The organism is Streptomyces sp. NPDC044044 (assembly GCF_056434405.1).
In genome coordinates, this window is record NZ_JBWKFG010000002.1 from 78,295 (window position 1) to 101,289 (window position 22,995).

Consider the following 22,995-nt stretch of genomic DNA (forward strand, 5'->3'; position numbering starts at 1 on the left):
TTGCCTCCCGCACCGCTCGCTGCGTCCGCCACGTCTGCAGGCACAGTCTCCCATTCGCACAGGCCAAGCGGCTGCGGAGCCTGCGCAGCTGCTTGACGTATCAAGATCCCATCAGCACGATGACGGGGGCCGCCTGGGCGGCCAAACCCCGATGAGCCGCCCAAAGGAGCCGATTCAGTGACATTGGCGACCGCAACGAAGCGGTCAGCGAAAGGCGCGTCCGCCCGCAGAGGCGCGGACCACGGCGCCTGGTTCCTGGTGCTGCCCGCGCTGATCCCGATCCTGATCCTCAGCGTGGGCCCGCTCCTCTACGGCATCACGCTCGCGTTCACCGACTCGCAGTCGGGCCGCACCGAGCCGACCCAGTGGGTCGGCGCCCTCAACTTCCAGGACCTGCTGCACGACACGCTGTTCTGGGACTCGTTCCGGATCGGTCTGATCTGGGCGTTCGGCGTCACCGTGCCGCAGTTCTTCCTCGCGCTCGGCCTCGCCCTCCTGCTCAACCAGCCGCTGCGGATGCGCTGGCTTGCGCGGGCGCTCGCGATCATCCCCTGGGCGATGCCCGAAGTGGTCGTCGGCATCATGTGGCGGCTCGTCTACCACCCGGACGCGGGCGTACTCAACGAGACGCTCTCCAACCTCGGCCTGGGGGAGGGCAAGGACTGGCTGACCGGGACGGCCACGGCGCTCTTCGCCGTCATCGTCGTCGGCGTCTGGGCCGGCATGCCGCAGACCACCGTCGCGCTGCTCGCCGGGTTGCAGAACACCCCGCGCGAGCTGCACGAGGCCGCCGCGATGGACGGCGCGGGCGCCTGGCGCCGCTTCCGCACCGTCACCTGGCCCGCGATCAAGCCGATCGCCCTCGCCATCACGGCGCTCAACTTCATCTGGAACTTCAATTCCTTCGCCCTGGTCTACGTCCTGACCCAGGGCGGCCCCGGCGGCCGCACCCGCCTGCCCATGCTCTTCGCCTATGAAGAAGCCTTCCGCTACGGCCAGTTCGGCTATGCCGCGGCCATGGGCTGCGTGATGGTCGCGGTGATCTCGGTGATCCTCGCCTTCTACCTCGTCGGCCGCCTGAAGGGAGGCGACGAGGCATGATGCGTACGAAGAAGTCCACGCGCGCCGCGCAGTACACGGCTCTCGCCGCCTATCTCGTCTTCCTCGCCTTCCCGTTCCTCTGGCTGATCTCCACGGCCTTCAAGCCCGCGCGGGAACTGGGCAGCCTGCATCCCACCTGGATCCCCAAGGATCCGACCCTGGAGAACTTCCGGCAGGCCTTCGACGAGCAACCGCTGCTCCAGGCCGCGGCCAACTCCCTGATCGCGGCGCTCAGCGCGTCCCTGATCGCGGTCGTCATCGCGACCCCCATGGCGTACGTCATGGCGCGGCACCGCAATCGCGTCTCGAAGGCGGCGACGGGCTGGGTGGTGATCAGCCAGGCGTTCCCCTTCGTCCTGATCATCATCCCGCTGTTCCTGATCCTGAAGAACCTGCACCTGATCAACTCGCTGCTCGGCCTGATCATGGTCTATGTGGTGTGGTCGCTGCCCTTCGCGCTGTGGATGCTCGTCGGGTACGTCCGTGCCGTGCCCACCGAACTGGAGGAGGCGGCGGCGGTCGACGGCGCGAGCAAGGTGCGTACGTTCGTCTCGGTCGTCGCGCCGCTGCTCGCCCCCGGCATCGTCGCAACGGCGATGTTCGCCTTCATCACCGCATGGAACGAGTTCTTCTTCGCGCTCGTCCTGCTCAAGACCCCGGAGAAGCAGACCTTGCCGGTCATCCTCAACCGCTTCATCGGCACCGAGGGCGTCGCGGACCTCGGGCCGCTCGCCGCGGCGGCGTTCCTCGCGACCATCCCCTCGCTCGTCATCTTCGCGATCATCCAGAAGCGGATCACGGGCGGCATGCTGGCAGGGGCGGTGAAGGCCTGATGCGCACGGCACCACGCCTCGCGACCACCGCCACCGCTGTCACCGCGGCTCTCGCGCTGCTGCTCACCGGCTGCAGCGGTGACTCCGGGGACGACGACGGGAAGATCACCCTTCAGTTCCAGTCCCTGGCCTGGCAGAAGGAGTCCGTCGACGCCAACAAGGCGCTCGTCAAGGAGTGGAACGCCACCCACCCGGACGTCAAGGTCGAGTACGTACAGGGAAGCTGGGACAGCGTTCACGACCAGCTGCTCACCTCCTTCGAGGGCGGAGAGGCGCCGGACATCATCCACGACGCCTCGGACGACCTCGCCGACTTCGCGTACGGCGGTTATCTCGCGGACATCGGCGATCTGCTCCCCGAGCGGCTCAAGTCCGACATCCCGAAGCGCAGTTGGGAGACGACGACCTTCGGGGGCAAGGTCTATGGAGTGCCGTTCCTCCAGGAGCCGCGCGTCCTGATCGCCAACGCGAAGTGGCTGAAGGAGTCGGGCGTCCGGATTCCCACGCCCCGAAAGCCGTGGAGCTGGGAGGAGTTCCGGTCGGTCAGCAAGGAACTCGGCGACGGCACGGACGGGAAGTACGGGGTGGCCTGGCCGCTCAAGGAGCCGGTGTCCGCGACGCTCAACCTCTCGCTCTCGACCGGCGGAAAGATGTTCCACCGGGGTGATGACGGCAAGGTCGACGTCCGCTTCGACGCGGCCGACGAGATCATGCCGCGCACGGTCCACGACCAGGTCAACACCGACAGGAGCGCGTCCGGCACGACGCTGGGCATGGGCGGCTCCGACACCCTGCCGGGCTTCTTCGGCGGCAAGTACGCGATGGTCCCGCTCGGCTTCTCCTACCGCCAGCAGATCGTCCAGCAGGCGCCCAAGGGCTTCGACTGGCAGGTGCTTCCCGCACCGGCCGGGTCCGACGGGCTCGCGCAGGGCGTCAGCCCGCAGACCCTGTCCGTCTCCGAGGACAGCCCGCACAAGAAGGAGGCGGCCGAGTTCATCGACTTCTTCCTGCAGCCGGACAACATGGTGAAACTCGCGCGCGGCGACTGGATGCTGCCCACGGGCACGGAGGCCCTGAGGGATCCCGCCCTGCGGACGAAGAAGGACGACTGGGCGGCGGGCACGGCGCTCGCGGAGCACTTGCGCCCGGCGCCCGCCCAGTCGGTGCGGGGGTATCCGGAGTGGAAGGACAAGGTCGCCACCCCGGCGCTCCAGGAGTACTACAGCGGGGCGATCGGCCTTGGTGAGCTGAGGAAGCGTCTGGTGAAGGACGGGAATCTGGTGCTCAAGAGGTACCAGCGGTAGGCCGCCGCCGGGAGTTCAGGGACGGGGCGCCTGAGGACGGGGCATCTCAGGGACGGGGCGCCTCAGGGACGGGCCCCGTTCCCCTGTCCCGCCCGCACGAGCCCCGACTCGTACGCGGCGATGACCGCCTGCGCGCGGTCACGGACGCCCAGCTTCGCGAAGATGCCGGTGGCGTGGTTCTTCACGGTCTGGACGCCGATCTCCATCCGCTGCGCGATCTCGGTGTTGTCGAGGCCCGCGGCGATCAGGCGCAGCACGTCGACCTCGCGCGGGGTGAGCCCGGCGAGGTCCGTGGCCGGCGGGTGCGATGCGGGAGCCGGGGTCACGAAGGTGGCGAGCAGCCGGGTGAGCAGCCGCGGGGCGACGACGGACTCGCCGCGGTGGACGGTGCGCAGCGCGGCCACCAGTTCCTCGGGGGAGACGTCCTTGGGCAGGAAACCCGAGGCCCCCGCCCGCAGCGCACCCACCACGTGCTCGTCCATGTCGAAGGTGCTGAGCGCGAGGACCCGGCACCCGGGCAGCTCGGCGGTCAGCCGCTCGGTGGCCCTGACACCGTCCAGGACGGGCATGCGGATGTCCATCAGGACCACGTCGGGGCGGAGTTCGATGGCCGACGCGACGGCCTGCTCGCCGTCGCCCACCTCGCCGACGACCCGGATGGCGGGGTCCGAGCGCAGGATCAGGGACAGGCCACGGCGCACCAGCGGCTGGTCGTCCGCGATGAGGACGGTGATGCCGTCGGGCTCGGCCCCGGGCGCGGGTTCGGGTTCGGGTTCGGCGGAGGATGTCATCGGGTCCCGTCCTTCTCGTAGGTGCCGGTCTCGTACGTGCCGGTGGGCAGCGGCACGCTGGCGACCACCTCGAACCCGCCTTCCGCACGGCTTCCGACACGCAGTGAACCGTCGTGCAGAGCGATGCGTTCCCGCATGCCCAGCAGACCGTATCCACCGCCCTCGACGCTCCCGCCGGGTGCCTTGCCGCCACCGGAGCCGACGCCGGAGCCCCCACCGGTGCCGTCGTCGGTCACTTCGACGGTGACCCGGTCCCGGAGGTAGGCGAGCCGCACCGTGGCGCGGGCCGCGGGGCCCGCGTGTTTGCGGGCGTTGGTCAGTGCCTCCTGGACGATGCGGTAGAGGGTGAGGCCGACCGTCATCGGCAGCGCCACGGGCCGCCCGGTGACGTGGAGTTCGGCCGGCAGACCCGCGGCGCTCGAATCGGCGACGAGCCGCTCGATGCCGTCCACCCCCGGCTGGGGTTCCGACGGCGTCTCCTCCAGGGTGTCGGTGCTGCGCAGGACCCCGAGCAGCTGCCGCATCTCGTGCAGCGCGGTGCGGCCGGACTCCTCCAGGGTCACCAGGGCCTCGCGGGCCGTCTCGGGATCGCGGTCCAGGGTCGATCTGGCGCCGCCTGACATCAGGTACATGGTGGTGATGTGGTGGGCCACGATGTCGTGGAGCTCCCGTGCGATGCGGCGCCGTTCCTCGGTCACCGCGCGGTCGGCGAGGAGCGTGCGGTTGATGTCCAGCTGCCGCTTCCACTGCCGCACGGCCAGGCCCACGGCGACGATGAGACAGGGCGTGAGCATCACATCGGTGAGGCCCATCCCCAGGAACGGTATGTCGTTGTGCAGATACCGCACGAGCTGCACCGGCGCGGTCGCCACGACACCCAGCGCCACGGCGCGCCGCCCGCTGTACCTGGCCACGGTGTAGAGCGCCACCGCGACGGCACCTCCGTAGCTGTTCGACATCGGGGCGCCCGGGTCGACGACGAGCCCCAGATTGACGGCCAGCTGCACGACGAGGACCGCGCCGAGCACCGGCAGGGGGTGATGGCGCCTGAAGAGCAACGGGAGCACGGAGGAAGCGACCAGCAGGACACCGAGCACGGTGACCGGCGCCCCCGGACCCTCCTCGCCCGGGGCGAGGTAGGCCAGTACGTCGAGCCCCACCGCGACGACGGCGACCGCCACGTCCCCCGGCGTCGGCCGCGCCCCGCCCGTGGGCGGAACGTGAGGGAAGAAGTCGCGGCCCATCCGGGCGCCTCCAGGAAAGCCGGTTCGGCGGGCCCTGTCGTCCCGCCTTCACGCCCCATTACATCCCGGCGCACGCGGCCATGAATGGCCGCAGGGGCGGTTCTTCCACCCAGTACCGGAGTACTGCCCGCGGCGAAGTACCGGACCAGGGTCAGGGGTGCGTGCCCTTCCGGCGGCCGACGCTCTCAAGGGGCCCCGCGTGATGACCTGTTGGCATGATCCGCAAGCTGACCTCGTTCTCCACCCGACATCGATGGCTGACGGTCGTCGTCTGGACCATCCTCGGAGCGGCACTGTCGTTCGTGGGGCAGACGATGATGTACGACGTCACCGACTCGCAGGCCGGGGACTTCCTGCCCAAGAAATACGACTCGGCCATCGCGCTGCGCATCGCGGAGGACGAATTCGGCACCAAGCCCGACCCCAACGCCCTGACCGTGCTCGTCGCCAGGGAGGACGGCGGCAGGCTCACGGCGGGCGACCAGCGGCACATCGCCGCCACCGCGGCCGGCCTGGGCCGGGAGCGGATCGTGGCACCGAAGCCCGAGCCGCTCATGAAGGACCACTCCCAGACCCCGCGCGTCGCGCCGGGCGCCGTGGCCCCGGACAAGAGTTTCCGGCTGCTCACGGTCTCGCTCGACGGAAACCCCAACGACCCCGGTCTGCAGGACGTCTACAAGGAATTCCGTGACGGCGCGAAGCATGAATTCGCCGCCGACGGCCTACGGGTGGGATTCACCGGCGGAATAGCCTCCACGGTGGACAACACGGACGCCGAGGAATCCACGGGGAAGGTCGTCGGCATGCTGACGATGGGCCTCATCGTCGTCCTGAACGTGCTGGTGTTCCGCAGCTTGGCGGCCGCGTTCGTTCCGCTGATCGCGGTGGCGCTGATCGGCGGTGTCGCGTCGGGAGCGGTGGTCGGCGCGGCGAAGCTCTTCGGCATCGGCCTCGACCCGTCCACCCCCTCGCTGATCGGCGTCGTGCTCCTGGGAATCGGCATCGACTACTTCCTCTTCCTGATGTTCCGCTTCAGGGAGCAGCTGCGGAACCATCCCGGGCAGAACGCCCGGACGGCCGCGGCCGAGACGACCGGGCGGGTGGGCAACGCGATCACGTCCGCCGCCCTGACGATCGTGGCGGCCTTCGCGACCCTCGGCCTGGCGAGCTTCGGACAGTTCCGGGTCCTCGGCCCCGCGATCGCGATCTCCGTACTCGTGATGCTCCTCGCCAGCCTCACGCTGATGCCCGCGCTTCTGGCCCTGCTCGGGCGCGGCATGTTCTGGCCCGCACGTGCCTGGAAGAAGGAGCGCACCGGCGGCGTCAGCGCACGCCTGGGGCACGCGGTGAGCGCCAGGCCGGTGCGGTACGCCCTTGGCAGCCTGGTGCTGCTCGGCGTCCTCGGCGCGGGCGCGGTCGGCATGAAGATGAGTTACGACCAGCAGGGCCTGCCCGAGACCGCGTCGGTCAGGACGGCGGAGCAGATATCGCGCAGCCTGCCCGCGGGCGTCTCCGACCCGCACAGCGTGTACGTACGGAGCACGAACGGCTCTGACATCAAGGGGAGTTCACTCACCGGGATGACCCGCGCCCTCGGCAAGGCGGAGGGCGTCGGGGAGGTCGGCGAACCGGTGCTCAGCAAGGACCGCACGGCCGCACGCTTCGATCTGTTCCTGAGCGTCGAGTCCGACACGCAGAAGGCACGCGACCTGGTCTCGGGACCCGTCAGGGACACGGTGGCGCGGACCGCCCCGGAGGGCACCGATGCGTACGTCACGGGAACGGCCGCGCTCTTCGCCGACATCTCGACGGCCGTGGAGAAGGACCTGCGCCTGGTGTTCCCGGTCGCGGCCCTGCTGATCGCGGTGATCCTCTTCCTGCTGCTGCGCTCCCTGCTGGCCCCGGTCGTGCTGCTGATCGCCGTGGGGCTCGGGTTCGTGGCCACGCTCGGCGCGAGCACGCTGGTCTTCCAGCACGGCCTCGACAGGACCGGGGTCTCGTTCACGCTGCCCCTGGTGCTCTTCCTGTTCGTCGTCGCCCTCGGCACCGACTACAACATCCTGATCACCGACCGGATCAGGGAGGAGATGGAGAAGCCGGTTCCGGCAAGGCACGCCGTGGCCGAGGCGGTGCGGCACACCGCGCCCGCCGTCGCCACGGCCGGAATCGTGCTCGCCGGTTCCTTCGCCAGCCTGGCCGCGAGCCCCGCGACCCAGGAGATCGGCTTCGCCACCGGCCTCGGGATCGTCCTGTCCTCGCTCGTGCTCTCCCTCGTCCTCGTGCCCGCGCTCGCCGCGATCCTCGGCCGCGGGCTGTGGTGGCCGCGCAGGTCGAGCCGGACGTCGGCGGACCGCAGGGGCCGTCACACCGCGACCGACTCCTCCATCTCCTCCTCCCTCTCCTCCCGCTCGGACCCGGTGCCCACGTCGCCGCCGGTCACGGACGGGGCCACCACGGTCCGCTGACGCCGCTCCCAGAGGGCCGCGATGCCGGTGATCACCAGGCCGAGCAGCAGCCACGCGGCCAGCGTCCACACGTGTGCGGCCACGCCGTGGCCGCCGAAGTACAGGTGGCCGCGGATGCCCTCGACGAATCCGGCGCCGTTCCAGAAGGCGTGCAGCGAACCGAAGAAGCCGTTCTGGAGCTCCGGCCTGAACAGACCGCCGGACGACGTGAAGTTGAGCATGACGAAGAGGACCATCATCGTCAGCGTCGTCCAGCGCTTCAGGAACGTGTGCAGTCCGATGCCGATGAAGAGGATGCCGGCCGAGTACAGCCACGCCATGGCCCACACGCCCCACAGGCCCTGGTGCACCAGGTGGAAGACGGGCCCGGCGAGCGCGGCGCCGATCAGGCTCACGGCGAACGAGACGCCGACGGCGAGCGCCGCACGGGCCCGCATCCGCATCCCGGCCCCGGCGGCGCCGAGCGCCGCCACCGACGCGTACGAGCCGATGCTCACCGCGACGAGCAGGAAGAACAGGCCCTGCCCCGTGGGGTCGTCGTCGACGGTCGGTGCCACATCGCTGACCTTGAGCGGGACGCCCTGCTCCGCCGCGGCCGGCGTGAAGATCTTCTCGACCGCCATGGCGCTCATGTCGGAGCCCGCGGTGGCCACGATCACCTCGGGGGTCTTGGCGTCGGGGACGTAGGCCCCCGATATGTCCATCGACTTGAGCTCGTCGACCGCCTGGGCGCGTGAGCCGACGGTCCGTACGTCGAGGGCGTCGCCCGCTTTGTCCTTCACGGTCTGCGCGAGGGCCTGCGTCTGTTCACCCGATCCGACGACGGCGATCGGCAGGTCGTGCGGCTGAGGCGTGACGAACGCGCCCATGTAGGCGAGGCCCATGCCCAGGCACATCAGCAGGGGCGTCACCAGGTGGAGGAGGACGTGGCGGAGCGGTCCAAGGGCGGGTGCCGGGCCGGCATGTGCCTTGTGGGCGGGCGCCGAGGTGGCGGTCATCGGAAGACCTCTCGAAATGGTTGGCTTATACACTTATTCTCGGTGTTGTACTCTACAACCATTCGTGGAGAGGGAGAAATCGTGGCCGACCGGGACGTGTCCATCGAGATCATTCAGCGGGAGATGACGGCGTTCGCCCGGCGGGCCCGCGCCACGGCCGCGCGGATGCACCCCGAGCTCTCGCTCGTGTCGTACACGCTCCTGAGTCACCTCGAGTACCAGGGCGGGTGCCGGGCCACCGATCTCGCGGCGCACTACACGCTGGACAAGTCCACGATCAGCAGGCAGGTGGGCGCCCTGGAGAAGGCCGGTCTGGTGGAGCGGCGTCTCGATCCGACCGATCACCGGGTGCACGTGCTGCACCTCACCGACCGGGGCATCGAGGTGCTCGCGCAGGTCACCGACGCGCGCCGGGTCGCCTTCCAGGAGCGGCTCACGGAGTGGAGCGGGCCGGACCTGGAGAAGTTCGCCGAGTGTCTGCTGCGCTACAACGACGCCGCGTCGCGCAGCGGTCTCGACGTCGAGTAGGCCGAGCGGCTCCGGAGGTGAGGTGGGCCGAGCGGATCCGGCAATAGAGTTGCACGAGACGTCTCGTCTCGCCTAAGGTCTGGGCATGACCACACGCCAGCGTGCCCATATCGCCATGTTCTCCATCGCCGCGCACGGGCACGTCAACCCGAGCCTCGAAGTGATCCGCGAGCTCGTCGCCCGCGGCCACCGCGTCACGTACGCGATCCCGCACCTCTTCGAGGAGAAGGTCGCCGAGACCGGCGCGGAGCCCGTCCTCTTCACGACGACACTGCCCGGCCCGGACGACGACCCGGAGGCGTGGGGGACCGAACTGATCGACAACATCGAGCCGTTCCTGACCGAGGCGATCGAGACGCTGCCGCAGCTGGCGGCGGCGTACGAAGGGGACGAGCCGGACCTCGTGCTGCATGACATCACCTCCTATCCCGCGCGCGTGCTCGCCCGCCGCTGGGGTGTGCCCGAGGTCTCGCTCTCGCCGAACCTGGTGGCCTGGGACGGGTACGAGGAAGAGGTCGCGGAGCCGATGTACGCCGAGCTGAAGGAGACCGAGCGCGGCCAGGCCTACTACGCGCGCTTCCATGCCTGGCTGGAGGAGAACGGGATCAGTCAGCACCCCGATCCCTTCGTCGGGCGCCCGCCGCGCTCGCTCGTCCTGATCCCCAAGGCGTTCCAGCCGAACGCCGACCGGGTCGACGAGACGGTGCACACGTTCGTCGGCGCCTGCCAGGGCGACCGGTCGGCGCAGGGCGACTGGGAGCGTCCCGCCGGTGCGCAGAAGGTGCTGCTCGTCTCGCTCGGCTCGTCCTTCACCAAGCAGCCCGGCTTCTACCGCGAGTGCGTCAAGGCCTTCGGGGATCTGCCCGGATGGCATGTCGTGCTGCAGGTCGGCAAGCATGTCGAGGCGAGTGAACTGGGGGACGTCCCGGGGAATGTGGAGGTGCGTCAGTGGGTGCCGCAGCTCGCGGTCCTCAAGCAGGCCGACGCCTTCATCACGCACGCCGGCGCGGGCGGCAGCCAGGAAGGGCTCGCCACCGCGACGCCGATGGTCGCGGTGCCGCAGGCCGTCGACCAGTTCGGCAACGCGGACATGCTCCAGGGGCTCGGGGTGGCCCGGCACGTACCGATGGAGGAGGCCACCGCGGAGACGCTGCGGGCGGCCGTGCTCGACCTGGTCGGCGACCCGGAGGTGGCGCGTCGACTCGCCGATGTGCAGGCCGGGATGGCGGGGGAGGGCGGCACGAAGAGGGCGGCCGACCTGATCGAGGAGGAGCTCGCGAAGGCGGCAGGGAGGGCCGGGGCGTAACACTCCGTGAAGCGATTCTGTTACGAACTGGTCATTTTTGTTACGACCCGGTCATTCGGTAACGCTCAGGTAACGCAGGGTGGTTCTGGCATAGGTATTGACTCGTCCTGAAAGGTTGACCGTTACCCCCCACCAAAGGTTGCACGCTCAGGTTCTTGTTCCTTGAACCAAAGTCTTCTTAGCGTGAGGTGAACGTTCCGCGAACGCCAGGAAGTTGACCCCCATGCGACGAGACATACCGCCCCTCGACGAGGTGCGCCGCATCACCCAGAAGAAGCGCGACGCGTGGTGGACCGTGATCCTGGTCGATCCGGTCGCCACGCCGCTCGTGCGGTGGACGGCGATGCGGACCAGAATCACGCCCAACCAGATCACCTGGGGCGCGTTCTTGCTGGGGCTCGTCTCCGCGGCGTTCTTCGCGATGGGTGACTGGCAGTGGCTGGTCGCCGGTGCCGTCGTCTACCACTTCAGCTTCATCCTCGACTGCATGGACGGAAAGGTCGCCCGCCTCACCGGCACCGGTTCGGTGTTCGGCGCGTGGCTCGACTTCGTCTTCGACCGCATCCGCGTGATGGCGTGCGCGGTGGCCCTGATGGGCGGCCAGTTCCACCGCACCGGGGATGCCTTCTACATCTGGGCCGCGGTCGCCGTGGTCGCCCTCGACACGCTGCGCTACATCAACGGGCTCGAGATCTTCAAGATCCGCCACACCATGCGCAAGCAGATCAAGGTCCGCATGAGGGCGGCCCGCCGGGCCGAGAACGAAGCCGAGCTGGCCTTCATGGAGGACCTCCTCCGGGACAACCCCGAGGCCGACATCGAGCAGGACATGCAGAAGGCGCAGTCGGAGCAGGGCGTTCCGGAGACCCCGGAGGCCCCGCAGCCCGTGTCCAAGCGCCAGGTCATCGACCTGCACCAGGAGTTCCGCCACAAGTTCCCCGCCTACCTGCGGGCGCGGTCCTTCCTGCTGCGGCACCGGATCCGTACGCACCTGGTGAGCGGCATCGAGTTCCAGATGGGCGTCTTCATGATCGGCCCGCTGTTCGACGTGGTGCTTCCGGCGACGATCGTCTCCGGCGCGCTGCTCCTCGTCTTCGAGCTGGCCATCATCTACAAGCTGCTGCTGTCGACGCGGGACTTCACGCGGACGATCGACTCCTTCGAGGAGCGCAAGCTGATCGCTGCGGCGTAGGCGGGCCGGGGGCCTGGCGCCGTTCATCACCGGCCTCGCCGAGTTCGTCCTCGGACGCCGGACGGGCTGAAGCTTCCCGGCCGGGCTGGATGTCTCCAGCCCGGCCGGGAAGTTCTAGCCCGTCACCCGGACCCGCTCCCCGGGCCGGGACACCGGCGCCTCCTCCACGGAGGACTCGTCATGCGTGAAGTCCGGCAGCCACCTCAGCCACCGCGGCAGATACCAGTTCCGCTCCCCGAGCAGCGCCATCACCGCCGGGAGCAGCACGCCCCGGATCACCGTCGCGTCGATCAGGACCGCCGCCGCGAGGCCGACGCCCATCTGCTTCATGGACTGCATGGACAGCGTCCCGAAGATCGCGAAGACGGCGACCATGATCACGGCCGCGCTCGTCACGACGCCCGCCGTGGTCACCACGCCGTGGCTGATCGCATCCTTCGTCGTACGCCCCTGGAGCCGCGCCTCCCGGATCCGCGACACGACGAACACGTGGTAGTCCATCGAGAGGCCGAACAGGATCACGAACAGGAACAGCGGCAGCCACGCGATGATCGCGCCCACCCCCTCGGCGCCCACCAGCGAAGCGCCCCAGCCGTGCTGGAAGACCATCACCAGGATTCCGTAGGCGGCTCCCACCGACAGCAGGTTGAGGACGATCGACGTGACCGCGATCGTCAGGGAGCGGAACGACAACAGCATCAGCACGAACGCGAAGACCACCACGAACGCGAAGACCGGCGGGACGGACGACGAGAGCTGGTCGTTGAAGTCCTTCGACCCGGCCACCTGACCCGTCACCGGCGCCTCGACCCCGTCGACCTCGCCGAGTGTCGCGGGCCGCACCTCGTCCCGTAGAAGATCGAGACTCTTCTCGGCCTTTTCCTGGTCGGAGCCGCCGACCAGCGGCACGGTCAGGAACGCGACGTCGTCGCTCTTGTGCACCTTCACGTCGACCGGCCCCTTGGACGCCCCCGAACTCACCGCCCGCTCACGGAAGTCGGCGATCGCCGCCCGCACCGGAGCCGCTTCGATGTCGTCGGCCTTCACCACGACCTCGGCGGGTTCCGAGCCGCCCGGGAACGCCTCGTTCACCCGCTCGTACGTCGCCACGATCGGCAGCGAGTCGCCGAACTCCTGGTCCAGCGTCAGCTGTTGGGTCTTCATGCCGAGCGCGGGCAGCGCGATCGCCGCGAGGACGCCCGCCGCGACCGCCACCGAGACGACCGGACGCTTCAGGACCCGGCCGACGACCGCGCGCCACAGCCTGCTCTCTCTGGGCACGCCGCCCGCCCGCTCCTTGCGCCGCAGGAACGGCACGCGGCCCTTCTCCACCCGCTCGCCAAGGAGCGAGAGCAGCGCGGGCAGGACCGTCACCGAACCCACCATGGCGACCGCGACCACCATCAGCGAGGCGACGCCCATCGCCTCGAACTCGCCGATGCCGGTGAACAGCATGCCCGCCATCGCCACGCACACCGTGATGCCCGAGACGACCACGGCCCGGCCGCTGGTGGCCGCCGCGATGCTCAGCGCGGTCCGCGCGTCATGGCCCTTGGCGCGCTCCTCGCGTTCGCGCCGCAGATAGAAGAGGCAGTAGTCGACGCCGACCGCGAGGCCGACCAGGAGCATCACCGAGTTCGCCGTCTCGCTCATCGGCTGGAACTGGCTGACCAAGGCCATCAGGCCCATCGTCGCCATGATCGCGGTGACGGCGAGTGCCACCGGGAGCAGTGCGGCGACCAGCGCGCCGAAGGCGATGAGCAGGATGCCGAAGGCCACCGGCACCGCGGAGTACTCCGCCTGCTGGAAGTCCTTGCCGAAGGCGTCGTCGAACGTCTTCTGCATGCTGGCGCCGCCGATCTCCTCGATCCGCAGCCCCTCGCTCTCGTGCGCGTCCGCCACCTTGCCGACCGCGTCGAGGACCGGCCCCACCCGGTCGCCCGCGGTCTCGTCGTCACCGCGCATGTCGAACCGCACCAGGGCGCTGCGGCCGTCCTTGGAGACCGAATCGCTCTTGTACGGTGACGTTACCGCCGTCACCTCACCGGTGGCCGTGACCGACTTCATGACGTCGTCGACGGCCCGGCGGAAGCGTGGATCGGTCGCCTTGAGTGCGTTGCCGCCACGCTCCTTCGCCTGGATCAGGACGCTCTCGCCGACCGGTTCCCTGATTCCGGCGTCGTCCACGATCTGTGTCGCCTGGTTGATCTCGCCCTTGAGATCGTTCTGGTCGACGTCGGTACGGCCCACGGCCGAGCCGATCCCCATGGACACGACGACGAAGAGCACCCAGATGCCCACGGCCGCCCATCGGTGCCTGGCGCTCCATCCGCCGGCACGGGCGGCTATCCCCCGTACTCGCATGCTCTGATTCCCCATGGCTCGAAGCTAGGGCGGGGCGGGGAGTCGCTCGTCGTGCTGGCCGGTGAACCGGGCGGGCGCGCTCTCCTCCTTGCGGACCGGAGGCCCTCCTCGTGAAGAAGGAGTCAGGCCGTCACAAGCCCCTTACATCTATGACGACTTGAGGGATGGGGCCGTGCGGTGTCCGATCTGCCGACGGGGGCCCGTTTTGTTATTACAGAACCTTGTTGAACAAGTCACAGGTGCATGTAGGTATTGATCTGCGCGCGTCAATCAGACATGGTTTCGTCCCAACGCCCGGAGATCTTCCGGATCTCAAGGGTCGTTGCAGTGAAGTTTTGAAAACCCCCCACATCCCCCCACATCACCACGAGGAGATCCCTCTTCATGGCAACACACAAGCGTGCACGCTCGGTGAAGCTCGTCTCGGCGATAGCCGCGACCGCCACCGCGGTCGGCGTCACCGTCTTCGCCACCTCGTTCGCCGGTGCGGCAACCCCGGCCGAGGGCAAGGTCTACGGAGCCGACGCCAAGGGTGCCGTCTCCGGCAGCTACATCGTCATGCTCGACGAGAAGGCCGACAAGGGCGCCAAGTCCGACCTCGCCGAGGAGTACGGCGGCGAGCTGAAGCGGAACTACTCGTCCGCGATCAACGGCTTCTCGGCCAAGAGCCTCACGGAGACCGAGGCCAAGCGCCTGGCCGCCGACCCGGCCGTCGGCAAGGTCGTCCAGTCCAAGAAGTTCAGCATCGACGCCACCCAGGACAACCCGCCGTCGTGGGGCCTGGACCGCGTCGACCAGGCGGACACCGCGGGCGACAAGAAGTACACGTACCCGGACGCGGCCGGTGAGGGCGCCACGGCGTACGTCATCGACACCGGCGTCCGCGTCAGCCACAAGGACTTCGGCGGTCGCGCCACGTCCGGCTTCGACGCCATCGACAACGACGACAACGCGGACGACGGCAACGGCCACGGCACGCACGTCGCCGGCACCATCGCCGGTGAGGCGCACGGCGTCGCCAAGAAGGCGAAGATCGTCGCGGTCCGCGTCCTTGACGACCAGGGCTCCGGCACCACCGAGCAGGTCGTCGCGGGCATCGACTGGGTCACCAAGAACCACGAGGGCCCCTCGGTCGCCAACATGAGCCTCGGCGGCGGCGCCGACGAGGCCCTCGACGCGGCGGTCCAGAAGGCGATCGCCTCCGGCGTCACCTTCGCGGTCGCGGCCGGCAACGAGTCCTCGGACGCCGGCCAGGGCTCCCCGTCCCGCGTGAAGGAAGCCATCACGGTCGCCTCCTCCACCAAGGACGACGAGCAGTCGGACTTCTCCAACTTCGGCTCGGTCGTGGACATCTACGCCCCGGGCTCGGACATCACGTCCGCCTGGAACACGGATGACGACGCCACCAACACCATCTCCGGCACGTCGATGGCGACCCCGCACGTCGTGGGCGCCGCCGCCATCTACGTCGCGGCCCACCCGGACGCCAAGCCGGACGCCGTCGCCAAGGCGCTGACCGACGGTGCGACCCCGGACAAGATCTCGAACCCGAGCGAGGGCACGCCCAACAAGCTGCTCAAGGTCGTCGAGTAACACCTGCCGGGCAACACCCACTGAACCGACGGCCGTCGCGCCCACCCCCACGGGGTGCGACGGCCGTCCTATGGTGTGCGGATGACGGTCAAGGCATACGCGGCGCTGCTGCGCGGCATCAATGTGGGCGGCAAGAGAAAGCTCCCGATGGGGGAACTGCGCCCACTCCTCTCCGATCTCGGATTCGGCGACGTACGCACCCATCTGCAGAGCGGCAACGCGGTCTTCACCTGCGAGGCCGCCGACGAGGACGCCCTGGCCGCGAAGGTGGGCGAGGCCATCGAGCGGCACTTCGGCTTCGACGTGGACGTCCTGGTGCGCGACGGCGCGTATCTGAAGGCCGTCGCCGACGCCTGCCCCTTCCCCGCGGCCACGCTCGAAGGAAAGCAGCTGCACGTCACGTACTTCTCCGAGCCGGTGGACGCCTCCCGGCTCGACGCGCTCGACCAGGCGGCCTTCCTGCCCGAGGAGTTCCGGCTCGGCGACCGCGCCCTCTACCTCTACGCCCCGGACGGCCTCGGCCGCTCCAAACTGGGCGAGGCACTGTCGCGTCCCGCCCTGTTCAAGGGCGTCGTCGCCACCTCCCGCAACTGGAACACGGTCTCCAAGCTGGTGGAGCTGACGCAGGAGCAGAGCCGTGGCTGACCGCACGCCCGCCGTCGACGCGGCCATCGAGGCCGAACTGCGCCTGCTCGCCCCCGAGGTCCGCGCGTCGCCCGAGCTGCTCGGGGAGCTGCTGCACCCGGAGTTCACCGAATTCGGCACATCGGGCACCCACTGGGACCGCGCGTCGATCATCAAGGCCCTGGCCGAGAGCGCGAACAGGACCGGCCGCCCGATCATGACCTCGCGGATGCGGGGCGTACAGCTCGCCGAGGGCGTCGTGCACCTCACCTTCGACACCGAGAGCAACGGCCGTCTGGCGCACCGCAGTTCGCTGTGGCGGCTGTACGAGGGCGAGTGGCTGCTCTGGTTCCACCAGGGGACGCCGTTCAGCGTGGAAGCGCCGCCGGAAGCCTGATCCTCGCGGGGTGATGTGCGAGGCTCGGATCCATGCGCTACATCATCATCGGAGCAGGGGCGATCGGCGGCACCGTGGGTGGACGCCTCGCCGAGACCGGACACGACGTGGTCCTCGTCGCGCGGGGTGCGCACTACGAGGCCGTACGGGAGAGCGGGCTGCGGGTCAGGACGTCGGAAGGGACGGTGACCCACCGCCTGCCCGTCGTCCAAACACCCGCCGAACTGGGCGAGTTGAGAGCGGACGACGTGCTGTTCCTCGCCGTGAAGACACAGGACTGCGCGGCCGCTCTCGACGCCTGGAGCGGGCGCCCGGTGGCGGGCGGCGGAACAGCGGGCGAGGTGCTTCCGCTGATCTGCGCGCAGAACGGCGTGGAGAGCGAGCGCATCGCGCTGCGCCGCTTCCGCAGGGTGTACGGGATGTGCGTCTGGCTGCCCGCGACCCATGTCGAACCGGGCTCGGTCTCCGCGGCGGGTGCCCCTTACACCGGCATCCTGCACCTCGGCCGCTACCCGAAGGGCACGGACGACACCGCCCGTCTCGTCTCCGCCGACCTGGAGAAGTCCAAGCTGCTCTCGCCCGTCGTGGCGGACGTGATGCGCTGGAAGTACGGGAAGCTGCTCGCCAACCTGGCCAACTCCATCGAGGCGGTCACGGGCGTGCTCAGCGGCAACGAGGCCATCGCGCTCTACCGGCGGGCCCGTGCCGAGGGCGAGGCGGTGCTCGCCGCCGCCGGCATCGAGGCGGTGAGCGAGCAGGAGCAGAAGGAGGCCCGTGGCGACCGCGTCCGCTTCGAGCCCTTCGACGGCGGCGCGGAGCGCGGCGCGGGCTCGTCCTGGCAGAGCCTGAGCCGGGGCACGGGCACCATCGAGGCGGACTACCTCAACGGCGAGATCGCGCTGCTCGGCCGCCTGCACGGAGTGCCGACGCCGGTGAACGACACCTTGCAGGGCGTGGCGAACGCGTTCGCGCGCGAGCGGCGCGACGCGGGGTCGATGCCGGTGACCGAACTGCTGGGACTCGTGGCGCAGGCAGAGGAGAAGGCGGCAGCGGAGAGGGCGGCGGCAGTCAGCTGAGCACCTTCAGCCGCGCGTCCCTCGGCTGAGCACCGACGTCATCAGGAGCGTGGTGCGGCCGTTGTCCTCCGGGACCTCGCGGCCCTGCGTGAAGCCGAGGCGCTTGAGGACGGTGAGGGACGCGATGTTCTGCGCGTCCACCGTCGCGTGCACCTCGGTCAGGGCCAAGGTCTCATGGCCGTACGTGGTGAGGAGCCGGGCCAGCTCCGTGCCAAGACCCTTGCCCCAGCTGCCCCGGAAGAGGCCGTAGACGATCTCGTGGCCGTCGAGCCACTTCTCGGGCGACGGCTTGATCTCCGCGTGGCCGACATAGTTCCCCTCGTGCCGCACGGCCCAGACCGGGAACTGGTTCTCGGCGTACACGAGGCCGAATATCCGGCGGAACAGGGCATGGGTCTGCTCCACGCTCTGCATCCCGTCCCCGAACCAGCGGCCCACGGCCTCGTCCTGAAGGAGCGAGACGAACTGCTCCTCGTCGGCGGCGGCATAGGGGGTCAGGCTCAGGCGCTCGGAACGGAGTACGGGGGTCATCGGCGTGACGGTAGGGGCAGGAACGGTACTTCGGCAACCGGATTGACTAACCCGTGGGCTGCGGAAGGCCGATGGGATTGGGGAAGGGGACGACGTCCGCCGACAGGATGTGCCGCACCGGACGTTCCAGCGCCGCCAGGAGCGTGTCGGCGTCCCGCGCGGCGAGCGGGCGCAGCAGACGAGCCGACAGGCGGTCCGTGTCGTCCTCGATCAACTCCCGCTCCGTGCGGCCGCGCTCGGTGATGTGCCCGTCACCGTCCACCAGGCCACGCCCGCGCAGCCGGTCCACCGCGTGGGTCCAGTCCTGCTCGCTCCACCCGCGGTCGTGCCGGATGGTGTCCGGGTCCACGCGGCCCGTGGCGGCGGCGAGCACCAGTGCCTCGCAGGCGTCGAGGCCGTGGTCGGCGAGCGCGGCGACATGCGCGTCGCCCCTGAACTCCCTCACGCAGGTGACCAGTTGCCACAGCCGCTGCACCGGGTCGGATCGCTCGCTCACGTCACGGTTGGCCGTGAACAGCGGGCGGGCGAGCGACGGGGCGTCGTCGACCATCGCGGCGAGGGGCGGACAGAGGGCGATGGCCTGGTCGTCGATGCCAGGCACCAGCGCGCGCAGGGCCCGCGCCGTATAGGCCGCGCGCTCCTCCACGATCCGGCCCGGCGACACGTACTGCCAGGCGGAGGGGAGGGCCCGCGCCACCATGCCGGGGGAGAAGACACCGAGCGCGGCCGTCGCGGGGCCCGACTCGACCGGGCCCATGGGAGCGGTGCGGGCCGCGAAATAGCCCATCCAGAATCCCTTGAGGCCAAGCGCCCTGCCCAGATCGCGGCAGTGCTCCTCGAAGTAGATCACTGCGTGCAGGGGCTCGGTCCGCAGCCAGAGCGTGCGGGATCTGGTAAGGGTCATGAACCCACAAACTAGGCCAGCACGGGAACCCGCGCCACCCGCCCGACCGCACCGGACTCGGCACGTGCCTCCTCGTAGCGCTGCACGAGCAGCCGCGCCAACCCGTCCGAAGGGCCCAGCACTTGGGCCGTGACGTCCGCTTCGGCCGCGCCCCGCGCGATGCGGTCCGGCAGGAAACCGGGCGCGATGACGTAAGGCGCCACCGCCACCCGCCGCACACCCAGGTCGCGCAGCTCCCGCACGGCGTCCTCCGTGCGGGGCAGAGATGCGGAGGCGAACGCAGGCCGCACGGCGCACCAACCGGTGTGCCGCCACTCCCGCGCGATTTCAGCGATCACTGCGATCGCCTCCGGGTCCGATGACCCCGCCGAGGCCAGCACGACCCCGGTCGAGGACTTGTCGGCGGGCGTGAGGCCCGCCTCGTACAGGCGCTGGTCCAGAGCGGTCAGGAGCAGCGGCGAGGGGCCGAGCACCCCCGCCTGCCGGATGCGCAGGCGGGACGGCGCCTGGCTCAGGGCCGCGGGGATGTCCGACTTCGCGTGGAACGCCCGGGTGAGGAGCAGGGGGAGAGCGATCACGTCGCGTACCCCCTCGGCGTCCAGGGACTCCAGGACCTCGGGGACCGAGGGCGAGTCGAAGTCGAGGAAGCCCGTCTCCACCCGCAGCCCCGGCCGCTGCTCCCGCACCCGGCGCACCAGGGCGCGCACCGTCGCGGCATGCCGCGGATCGCGGCTGCCGTGGGCGATGACGAACAGGACGGGGCGGGTGGGACGGCCGTACATGGTGGTCAGCTCCTCACGAGGAGTCCGCGGCTGCGCAGGACGCGCCGCTCCAGCGGGCTGAAGATCAGCAGGTCGATGGCGATGCCGACGATCAGGATGAGCAGGATCGCGAAGAACACCTGCGACATGCTGCTGTTCGTGCGGCCCGCCTCCAGGAGTTGGCCGAGGCCCATGCCCAGATCGGGGGACTGCGCGATGATCTCCGCGGCCATGAGCGAGCGCCACGAGAACGCCCAGCCCTGCTTCAGGCCCGCGAGGTAGCCGGGCAGCGCCGCCGGCATGACGATGTGCCAGGTGTGGCGCAGGCCCGTCGCCCCCAGGGTGCGGCCCGCCCGCAGGAAGAGCGGCGGCACCTGGTCGACGCCCGCGACCAGGCCGTTGGCGATCGAGGGGACCGCGCCGAGCAGGATCACCGCGTACATCATCTGGTCGTTGAGCCCGAGCCAGATCACGGCCGGCGGCACCCAGGCCACCGAGGGCAGCGACTGCAGACCGGACAGGATGGGGCCGATCGCGGCCCTGACGAACCGCACCCGGGCCACGATCAGACCGAGCGGCGTGCCGATCACCAGCGCCATCAGGAAGCCGAGCAGACCGCGCGAGACGGACGTCCAGATGTACTCCAGGAGCGTGCCCTGCAGCCAGGCCTCCTGCACCTCGTCCCAGACGGCGGACGGCGCGGGCAGCTTGTACGAGTCGGTGACCTTGGCCCACACCAGGATCTGCCAGACCACCAGGACCAGCACGATGGCGGTCACCGGGGGCAGGATCTTCTGGACGAAGGTCTGGCGGAAGGGCGTACGCCGGGTCTGGACCGCGTCCAGGGCGTCGAGGCCCGCCTCCAGACCGGCCAGGTCCTGGCTGCTGTCCCTCTCAGCCTTGTCGACCGGAGTGTCAGTGCTGGCCATGTCGGCGGATCTCCCCACGCAGTTGTTCGGTGATCTCGACGGACAGTTCCGCGACGGCGGAGTCCTCGATGCGACGCGGGTGGGGGATGTCCACCCGCCACTCGTGCGCCACCCGGCCCGGACGCGACGAGAGGAGCACGACGCGCTCGGCGAGGCGGACCGCCTCGCGCACGTTGTGCGTGACGAACAGGACGGAGACGTTCGTCTCGCGCCAGATGCGGGTGAGCTCGTCGTGCAGGACGTCACGCGTGATCGCGTCGAGCGCCGCGAACGGCTCGTCCATCAGCAGGATCTTGCTGTCCTGCGCGAGCGCGCGGGCCAGGGCGACGCGCTGGCGCATGCCGCCGGACAGCTCGTGCACCCGCTTGCCGTACGCCCCTTGGAGCCGTACGAGGCCCAGGAGCTCCTCGGCACGCTCGCGCCGCTCCGCCTTCGCGACGCCGCGCAGCTTCAGGGCGAGCTCGATGTTCTTGCCCGCGGTCAGCCACGGGAACAGCGCGTGCTCCTGGAACATCAGGGCGGGGCGGCCGTCGGTGGCGATGTCGCCGGCCGACGGCTTGTCGAGCCCCGCCACCAGATTGAGCAGCGTCGACTTGCCGCAGCCCGATGCTCCCAGGAGGGTGACGAACTCGCCCGGCGCGACATCGAGGGTGATGTCGTCCAGGACGAGCTGCTGCCCGGCGGGCGTGGCGAAGGACTTCGAGACGTGCTCGATCCGGGCTGCGTGCGGGGCGGCCGTGATGTCGTCCGCCGCCTTGGCGAGGGTGGTCGTCGCCATGGTCGTCACCTCCTGGGAACTTGGGGGTGCCCCCACGCATTGAGCAGTGGGGGATGATTCCGGGGTTACTTGACGCCGAGACCGGCGTCGTCGACGGCGGGCCGACCCGCGGCCTCGAGGACCTTGTTCAGCGGCCTCAGGTCGTAGATTCCCTTGAGGTTCGGCTTCTCCAGGAGCCCCGCCTTCACGGCGTGCTTGGCCTCGGAGTCGAGCGTGGCGGCCAGCGGGTCGTCCGTGGTCTGGATGGACTTCCACGCCGGGTCGATGACCTCGGCGGGCAGCTCCTTGCCCGACGCCTCCTTGAGGGCGGCGTTGGCGGAGGCCTTCGCCTTGTCGGGGTTGTCCTTGATCCACTGGTTGGTCTTCACCGAACCGCGCAGGACCGCCTCGACGACCTTCGGGTGCTCCTTCAGGAACGACTGCGACACGATGATGTTCGTGATCACGAACTTCTTGTCCGGCCACAGGTCGGCCTCGTCGAGGATCACCTTGCCGCCGTCGGCGACCAGCTTCGATGCGGTCGGCTCGGGCACCCAGGCACCGTCGATGGAGCCGGACTTGTAGGCGTCCGGGGTGATCTTGTTGTCGGAGCGGACCACCGAGACGTCGCCCTTGCCGCTCTCCGCGTCGACCTTCCAGCCCTTCTCGGCGATCCAGTTGAGGAAGGCCACGTCCTGGGTGTTGCCGAGCTGAGGCGTCGCGATCTTCTTGCCCTTGACGTCGTCGAGGGACTTGATCTTCTTGGGGTTGACCACCAGCTTCACGCCACCGGAGGCCGAGCCGCCGATGATGCGCAGGTTCTTGCCCTGGGACTTGGTGTAGCCGTTGATCGCGGGGGAGGGGCCGATCCAGCCGATGTCGATGGACTTCGAGTTCAGCGCCTCGATCTCCGAAGGACCGGCGTTGAACTGTGTGTACTTCGCCTTCGTCGCGCCCAGTTCCTTCTGGAACAGGCCCTCCTGGTCACCGACGAGCGCCGTGGCGTGCGTGAGGTTCGGGAAGTACCCGATCTTCACCTCGTCCAGGCCCTCGATCTTCTTCGCACCGGCGGCCACCTTGGCCTTGTCGTCCTCCTTGTCGGCGGAGGATCCGTAGCCGCAGGAGGTGAGCACCACGGCGAACAGCGGCAGGGCGGCCACGGCGGCCAGGGCGCGGCGGCGGCCGGTGGTGCGTGGTGTGCGGAAGCTGGCAGGCACGGGAGGTGGTCCTCTCGTTGGCCCGGCTCTCACGCCCTCAGGGCGCGGCCGGGAGATCGGCAGGTTTTCGTCTTCGCAGG

At 69.6% G+C, this 22,995-nt stretch carries 21 protein-coding genes; 11 read left to right on the forward strand and 10 right to left on the reverse strand.

Annotation, left to right across the window (positions count from 1 at the left end; genetic code table 11):
• The first annotated feature begins 177 nt into the window (after window positions 1-177).
• The 3 genes from AC07AG_RS06125 to AC07AG_RS06135 are packed head-to-tail and all read left to right on the forward strand — an operon-like array spanning window position 178 to window position 3,238.
• Window positions 178-1,101 (forward strand): carbohydrate ABC transporter permease, encoded by a 924-nt coding sequence (locus AC07AG_RS06125; RefSeq protein WP_478752364.1) that lies wholly within the window; start codon window positions 178-180, stop codon window positions 1,099-1,101.
• Window positions 1,098-1,934, forward strand: a complete 837-nt coding sequence (locus AC07AG_RS06130; protein ID WP_478752366.1) for a carbohydrate ABC transporter permease — start codon at window positions 1,098-1,100, stop codon at window positions 1,932-1,934. Before AC07AG_RS06125 ends, AC07AG_RS06130 begins: the two co-directional genes overlap by 4 nt.
• A complete protein-coding gene (locus tag AC07AG_RS06135; RefSeq protein WP_478752368.1) occupies window positions 1,934-3,238 on the forward strand; it encodes an ABC transporter substrate-binding protein in 1,305 nt (434 codons plus the stop codon). The genes AC07AG_RS06130 and AC07AG_RS06135 overlap by 1 nt, the downstream gene beginning before the upstream one ends.
• A 62-nt stretch (window positions 3,239-3,300) precedes the next feature.
• On the opposite strand, the gene AC07AG_RS06140 is transcribed toward AC07AG_RS06135, so the two are convergent.
• On the reverse strand, window positions 3,301-4,029 hold the full coding sequence (locus AC07AG_RS06140) for a response regulator (protein ID WP_478752370.1): 729 nt from the start codon (window positions 4,027-4,029) through the stop codon (window positions 3,301-3,303).
• A complete protein-coding gene (locus AC07AG_RS06145; RefSeq protein ID WP_478752372.1) occupies window positions 4,026-5,273 on the reverse strand; it encodes a sensor histidine kinase in 1,248 nt (415 codons plus the stop codon). The genes AC07AG_RS06140 and AC07AG_RS06145 overlap by 4 nt, the downstream gene beginning before the upstream one ends.
• A 215-nt stretch (window positions 5,274-5,488) precedes the next feature.
• Between AC07AG_RS06145 and AC07AG_RS06150 the strand changes: the two genes are divergently transcribed.
• On the forward strand, window positions 5,489-7,738 hold the full coding sequence (locus AC07AG_RS06150; protein WP_478752374.1) for an MMPL family transporter: 2,250 nt from the start codon (window positions 5,489-5,491) through the stop codon (window positions 7,736-7,738).
• Here the strand turns inward: AC07AG_RS06150 and AC07AG_RS06155 are convergent.
• The gene (locus AC07AG_RS06155) at window positions 7,636-8,736 is read right to left on the reverse strand and encodes an ABC-2 transporter permease (protein WP_478752376.1); all 1,101 of its coding nucleotides are present in this window, start codon (window positions 8,734-8,736) and stop codon (window positions 7,636-7,638) included. The two genes, AC07AG_RS06150 and AC07AG_RS06155, sit on opposite strands and share 103 nt — an antisense overlap.
• 81 nt (window positions 8,737-8,817) lie before the next feature.
• On the opposite strand from AC07AG_RS06155, the gene AC07AG_RS06160 reads away from it, so the two are divergent.
• From AC07AG_RS06160 to AC07AG_RS06170, 3 genes are all read left to right on the forward strand, one after another.
• A complete protein-coding gene (locus AC07AG_RS06160; RefSeq protein ID WP_478752378.1) occupies window positions 8,818-9,264 on the forward strand; it encodes a MarR family winged helix-turn-helix transcriptional regulator in 447 nt (148 codons plus the stop codon).
• Between the two features lie 85 nt (window positions 9,265-9,349).
• Entirely contained in the window at window positions 9,350-10,570 is a 1,221-nt protein-coding gene (mgt, locus tag AC07AG_RS06165) for a macrolide-inactivating glycosyltransferase (protein WP_478752380.1), read from the forward strand.
• A gap of 223 nt (window positions 10,571-10,793) precedes the next feature.
• Window positions 10,794-11,762, forward strand: a complete 969-nt coding sequence (locus AC07AG_RS06170; RefSeq protein WP_478752382.1) for a CDP-alcohol phosphatidyltransferase family protein — start codon at window positions 10,794-10,796, stop codon at window positions 11,760-11,762.
• Between the two features lie 114 nt (window positions 11,763-11,876).
• Here AC07AG_RS06170 and AC07AG_RS06175 read toward each other — a convergent pair whose 3' ends face one another.
• Window positions 11,877-14,141: an MMPL family transporter gene (locus AC07AG_RS06175; RefSeq protein ID WP_478752384.1), complete on the reverse strand. Its 2,265-nt coding sequence runs from the start codon at window positions 14,139-14,141 to the stop codon at window positions 11,877-11,879.
• A gap of 369 nt (window positions 14,142-14,510) precedes the next feature.
• Here AC07AG_RS06175 and AC07AG_RS06180 point away from each other — a divergent pair, with 369 nt between their 5' ends.
• From AC07AG_RS06180 to AC07AG_RS06195, 4 genes are all read left to right on the forward strand, one after another.
• Complete coding sequence (locus AC07AG_RS06180) at window positions 14,511-15,719, forward strand: S8 family peptidase (protein WP_478752386.1); 1,209 nt, start codon at window positions 14,511-14,513, stop codon at window positions 15,717-15,719.
• An 81-nt stretch (window positions 15,720-15,800) separates the two neighbouring features.
• Window positions 15,801-16,364, forward strand: a complete 564-nt coding sequence (locus tag AC07AG_RS06185) for a DUF1697 domain-containing protein (protein WP_478752388.1) — start codon at window positions 15,801-15,803, stop codon at window positions 16,362-16,364.
• Complete coding sequence (locus tag AC07AG_RS06190) at window positions 16,357-16,740, forward strand: nuclear transport factor 2 family protein (protein WP_478752390.1); 384 nt, start codon at window positions 16,357-16,359, stop codon at window positions 16,738-16,740. Before AC07AG_RS06185 ends, AC07AG_RS06190 begins: the two co-directional genes overlap by 8 nt.
• 32 nt (window positions 16,741-16,772) lie before the next feature.
• Window positions 16,773-17,816 carry a ketopantoate reductase family protein gene (locus tag AC07AG_RS06195; protein ID WP_478752392.1) on the forward strand — a complete coding sequence of 348 codons (1,044 nt, stop codon included), beginning with the start codon at window positions 16,773-16,775 and terminating at the stop codon, window positions 17,814-17,816.
• Between the two features lie 6 nt (window positions 17,817-17,822).
• Here the strand turns inward: AC07AG_RS06195 and AC07AG_RS06200 are convergent, their stop codons facing one another.
• From AC07AG_RS06200 to AC07AG_RS06225, 6 genes are all read right to left on the reverse strand, one after another.
• Entirely contained in the window at window positions 17,823-18,347 is a 525-nt protein-coding gene (locus tag AC07AG_RS06200) for a GNAT family N-acetyltransferase (RefSeq protein WP_478752395.1), read from the reverse strand.
• Window positions 18,348-18,393: 46 nt separating this feature from the next.
• The gene (locus AC07AG_RS06205) at window positions 18,394-19,251 is read right to left on the reverse strand and encodes an SCO6745 family protein (protein ID WP_478752397.1); all 858 of its coding nucleotides are present in this window, start codon (window positions 19,249-19,251) and stop codon (window positions 18,394-18,396) included.
• A gap of 11 nt (window positions 19,252-19,262) precedes the next feature.
• Window positions 19,263-20,033 carry a sirohydrochlorin chelatase gene (locus AC07AG_RS06210; RefSeq protein WP_478752399.1) on the reverse strand — a complete coding sequence of 257 codons (771 nt, stop codon included), beginning with the start codon at window positions 20,031-20,033 and terminating at the stop codon, window positions 19,263-19,265.
• A 5-nt stretch (window positions 20,034-20,038) separates the two neighbouring features.
• A complete protein-coding gene (locus AC07AG_RS06215; RefSeq protein WP_478752400.1) occupies window positions 20,039-20,941 on the reverse strand; it encodes an ABC transporter permease in 903 nt (300 codons plus the stop codon).
• On the reverse strand, window positions 20,928-21,719 hold the full coding sequence (locus AC07AG_RS06220) for an ABC transporter ATP-binding protein (RefSeq protein WP_478752402.1): 792 nt from the start codon (window positions 21,717-21,719) through the stop codon (window positions 20,928-20,930). Before AC07AG_RS06220 ends, AC07AG_RS06215 begins: the two co-directional genes overlap by 14 nt.
• Before the next feature lie 65 nt (window positions 21,720-21,784).
• Window positions 21,785-22,915 carry an aliphatic sulfonate ABC transporter substrate-binding protein gene (locus tag AC07AG_RS06225; RefSeq protein WP_478752404.1) on the reverse strand — a complete coding sequence of 377 codons (1,131 nt, stop codon included), beginning with the start codon at window positions 22,913-22,915 and terminating at the stop codon, window positions 21,785-21,787.
• Window positions 22,916-22,995 lie beyond the last annotated feature (80 nt).